3 protein-coding genes and 2 pseudogenes are annotated in these 3821 nt (G+C 49.2%); all 5 read right to left on the reverse strand.

The genetic code is table 11. The features are described from left to right. Positions 1-163, reverse strand: a pseudogene (locus ACTHUE_RS12680) (amidophosphoribosyltransferase); the annotation flags it as partial. Positions 164-315: 152 nt separating this feature from the next. Next, the gene (locus ACTHUE_RS12685) at positions 316-849 is read right to left on the reverse strand and encodes a CvpA family protein (protein WP_107791926.1); all 534 of its coding nucleotides are present in this window, start codon (positions 847-849) and stop codon (positions 316-318) included. After that, positions 842-1990 carry an SPOR domain-containing protein gene (locus ACTHUE_RS12690; RefSeq protein WP_219088728.1) on the reverse strand — a complete coding sequence of 383 codons (1149 nt, stop codon included), beginning with the start codon at positions 1988-1990 and terminating at the stop codon, positions 842-844. Before ACTHUE_RS12690 ends, ACTHUE_RS12685 begins: the two co-directional genes overlap by 8 nt. A 13-nt stretch (positions 1991-2003) precedes the next feature. After that, positions 2004-3257 carry a bifunctional tetrahydrofolate synthase/dihydrofolate synthase gene (gene folC / locus ACTHUE_RS12695; RefSeq protein WP_440423637.1) on the reverse strand — a complete coding sequence of 418 codons (1254 nt, stop codon included), beginning with the start codon at positions 3255-3257 and terminating at the stop codon, positions 2004-2006. A 98-nt stretch (positions 3258-3355) separates the two neighbouring features. Next, a pseudogene (locus ACTHUE_RS12700) lies at positions 3356-3778 on the reverse strand (protein YgfX); the annotation flags it as partial. Between the last annotated feature and the right edge of the window lie 43 nt (positions 3779-3821).

Here is a 3821-nt window from a genome sequence, read left to right on the forward strand (position 1 = left end):
ACACTTCGCGCACCATGCCTTTGCCCTTGTGCATATGAAATATATTGCCTTCGGCAGTAACAATACCTGCTGCGTCCTGACCACGGTGTTGCAACATCTGCAAACCATCATACAACATCTGATTGACTGGCTCATGACTAACCAAACCTAATACACCACACATATCGTGCTTCTCCGAGTTTGAAGATTAAATGGGTAAGCCGTCATTATAAAATAATTTAGATGAGTTTGCTCAAATTGTTGACAATATGATGCTAAATTTACGCAAATAAAAACGGATTCAGACGACCCATAGGCCGTCTGAATCCGTCAAACTTAATCATCCAATTCTTCAACTTCAGCCGCTTTACCCGAAAGATGGGACATTGCGGTATCTTTTCCAGGCAGATAAGGCATTGCAGCATCGGCAAGTGATTCAAAATACGGAATTGTGTGCGAACTTTGCCACTCTTCCGTTTTCGGCAAATCAGTGTGTGAAAAAACCATCACTGCCAGTGTCACCAAAATCACACCTTTCACTGCACCGAATACGCCGCCAAGCAAACGGTTGATGCTTCCCAAACCAACGGCAGACATCAAACTGCTCAACAGCGATCGTGCCAGTTTCTGCAACAGCCATGCCAGAAAAAACACAGCGGCAAAACCCATGGCAACCGCCAAAGAATGCGGCTCAACCGATTTAAAGACCACATCGGCAAACGGCATGGCAAGCGTTCTGGCGGCAATAAACGATACCACCCACGCCACCATCGCCCCTGCTTCGGCAATAATACCCCGTGTCAACGAGATAATGATGCAGATGACGATGACGGCGGCAGCCAACAAATCGGCAACAGGCAAATTACTCACTGGTCACCTGACCGGCAATGCCATGTACACGCAATTTGTTCAAATCGCGCTCGGCATCGCGTGCATTTTTATAACTGGCTGATTTCACGCGATACACCTTACCTTTATCGGTCATCACTTCAGTAATGGTCGAGTCGATACCTGCGGCTTTCATTTTACGTTGCAGGCTTTGCGCACGTTCTTTTTCAGCATAACCAGCCTGAATGGCAGCTTTTTTCGCAGGCTTGGCTTCTGCTGTTTCTTTTTCAGCTTTAGGCTTGGCTTTTTCAGACGGCTTCTCGGCAGTTTTTACCTTATCGGCTTTTTCTGCTTTGGCCGTTTCTGGTTTAGCTTTTTCATTTTTTGGTTTTTCAACTTTGGCTTCTGCTTTCTTAGCAGGTTCGGCCTTGTCTTTTACGCTGTCTTTGCTGTTTTTGGCAGATTTACGCTCGGCAATGGCTTTCTCTGCTTTTTCCAATTGTGCCAATTTATTGCGTTCTGCAGCGGCTTCACGCTCTGCTTTTTCAGCACGCGCTTGAAGTACGCGTTTTTTAGCTGCCAATGCGTTTTCTTTCTCTGCTGTTTCCTGTTGGGCTTGTGTTTTACGGGCCGCAGCAGCACGTTGTTCAGCCTGACGTTGGCGGCGTTCTTCGGCTCGGCGCTCTGCAGCTTCACGTTTGGCAGCCTCGGCACGTTGAATACGTTCGGACTCTTCCAAGCCTTTGATATTGCCGTCATCTAAAGTATCGTTGATCAAAACCAACGGCTCGCCAACATCTTCGGGAGCAGATTCGCGGTTTGGCTTCAATACTTCAACCGGCGCATTGTCTTCTTCGTCGCCTGCATTTTGCGGTTTATTTGGTGCTTCGGCATCCGCATGGCGGGCAGCCTCTTCAGCAGCAGCGACATCCTCTTTATTAGGCTCTAAAACAACCGCCTTGCTCGGCTCGTCAGCCGTTTTGGCTTGGCTCTGACCGACAGGCGCTTCTTTAAACGGTGAATTTTTATCGTCGCCGGAAGTCAGCGCCAGACCGAACAGCATACCCGATGCCACCACCAAGCCGGAGGCCAAGACCAAGCGACGGCGGTTGCGACGTTTGAGTCGTTCGTAACCGTCTAAATCGTATCCGTTTGGAGTTTCTTTTTGTTTATTGTCGGACATGATAATTTCCTCGTTAGTGTTCTTTCAAAACAGCCATTACATCGGCAACAGTATGGAATGAGCCGAAAACAACGATTCTATCATTTTCGGTTGCTTTAGCCAAAGCAGCGCGATAGGCCGCAGCGACAGTTTCAAAAACATTTACATTGTCGATGCCGTGTTCAGCCAGTTTATCCTGCAAAGCCTCTACCGTCATGCCACGCGGCACATCTAAAGGCGCGATATTCCACTCGTCAAACTGGTCTTTAACGATTTCCAGCACGCCATCAATATCTTTATCGGACAACATACTGAATACGGCGGTACGTTTTTGGGCAAAGGCAAGGTTAATCAGGCTGCGGCGCAAAGCACGGGCAGCGTGCGGATTGTGGCCGACATCCAAAACCACCAGCGGACGGCCGGGCAAAACTTGGAAACGTCCAGGATTCTCCACCAACAGCAAACCACGTTTAATTGCGCCGATATCAACCGGCAATTGTTCGTTCAAACACTCCAACACCGTCAATGCACACGCGGCATTAGACAACTGATAGGCACCGCGTAAAGCAGGAAACGGCAAGGAATTGCGGTTACGGCTTTGGCCGTCTGAAGATTGCGGATGGAAGCGGTAATTCCACTGTACGCTTTCCATTGACGCAAAATCAAAATCTCGCTGAACCATCAACAGTTTTGCGCCAATTTCTTCTGCGTGTTTAACCAATGATTCAGGTGCAGGATTCTGACCGCACACGGCTGGTTTACCGCTACGGAACACTCCGGCTTTTTCAAAACCGACCTGCTCGACAGTATCGCCCAAAAATGCCTGATGGTCCAAATCCACGCTGGTAACGACCGAGCAGTCGCCGTCAAATACATTCACAGCATCTAATCGTCCACCCAAACCGACTTCTAAAATCATTACGTCCACATTTTCATGCATGAAAATATCGATGGCCGCCAAAGCATTAAACTCAAAATACGTCAGCGAAATTTCGCCGCGCGCCGCTTCGATACGCTCAAATGAGGAAACAATCAATTCATCTGAAACCGGTTGAGTGTTGATGGCGATTCGTTCGTTGTAACGCAGAAGATGAGGACTGGTCAGCGTACCGACTTTAAAACCGGCTTCTTTATAAATATGCGACAAATAGGCACATACGGAACCCTTACCATTGGTACCCGCCACCACGACGACAGGACATTGCGGCACCAAATTCATGCGTTTTTTCACTTCTCCCACACGTTCCAAGCCCATATCGATAAGGCCGGAACTATGGGCAGTCTCCAAATGAGAAAGCCAGCCCCCCCCCCCCCCCCCCCCCCCCCCCCCCCCCCCCCCCCCCCCCCCCCCCCCCCCCCCCCCATATCTGCCGCAAGTTCTGCTTTGTCTTCTTTTTCCCGACACCAGCGTGCCCATACTTTCAGACGGCGGTAGGCATCGCGGTCGGCCATATCGGGCAAGATGCAGTGTTTGACCATTTTTCCATCAACATTCCATTGCACAAACAAAGCGTAAACCGTCAACATACTGCTGTCTTGCAAAACCGCGCTTCTACCCTCTTTTTCGCCATTCAAGTAAACTGTCGCACGGTATTGGCGGTCAATGATGATTTTTCTGACCGCATTTCGAGTCTGAAAATTAACGCTGTGCCAAGCATAGGCAAAACTGCCGGCCAACGCCGCCAAACCCAGCCACATCATCCAGCCGTAAAACTCGGCAAGGCATAAGGCCAAAGCCGAAAGGTGTAAGAAGACAATCAGAATTTTCAAAGAACGCGAGGGCTTTAAGGCCGTCTGAAAACTTCGCACGGCTTTACATCATATTGTCGAAAACAGGCGTAATGTTCAATTC

The organism is Neisseria sp. P0021.S005, from assembly GCF_051956955.1.

Excerpts from the sequence above, each read along its gene's own strand:
- ACTHUE_RS12690 (WP_219088728.1), bottom strand. The coding sequence starts at position 1,990 with ATGTCCGACAATAAACAAAAAGAAACTCCAAACGGATACGATTTAGAC.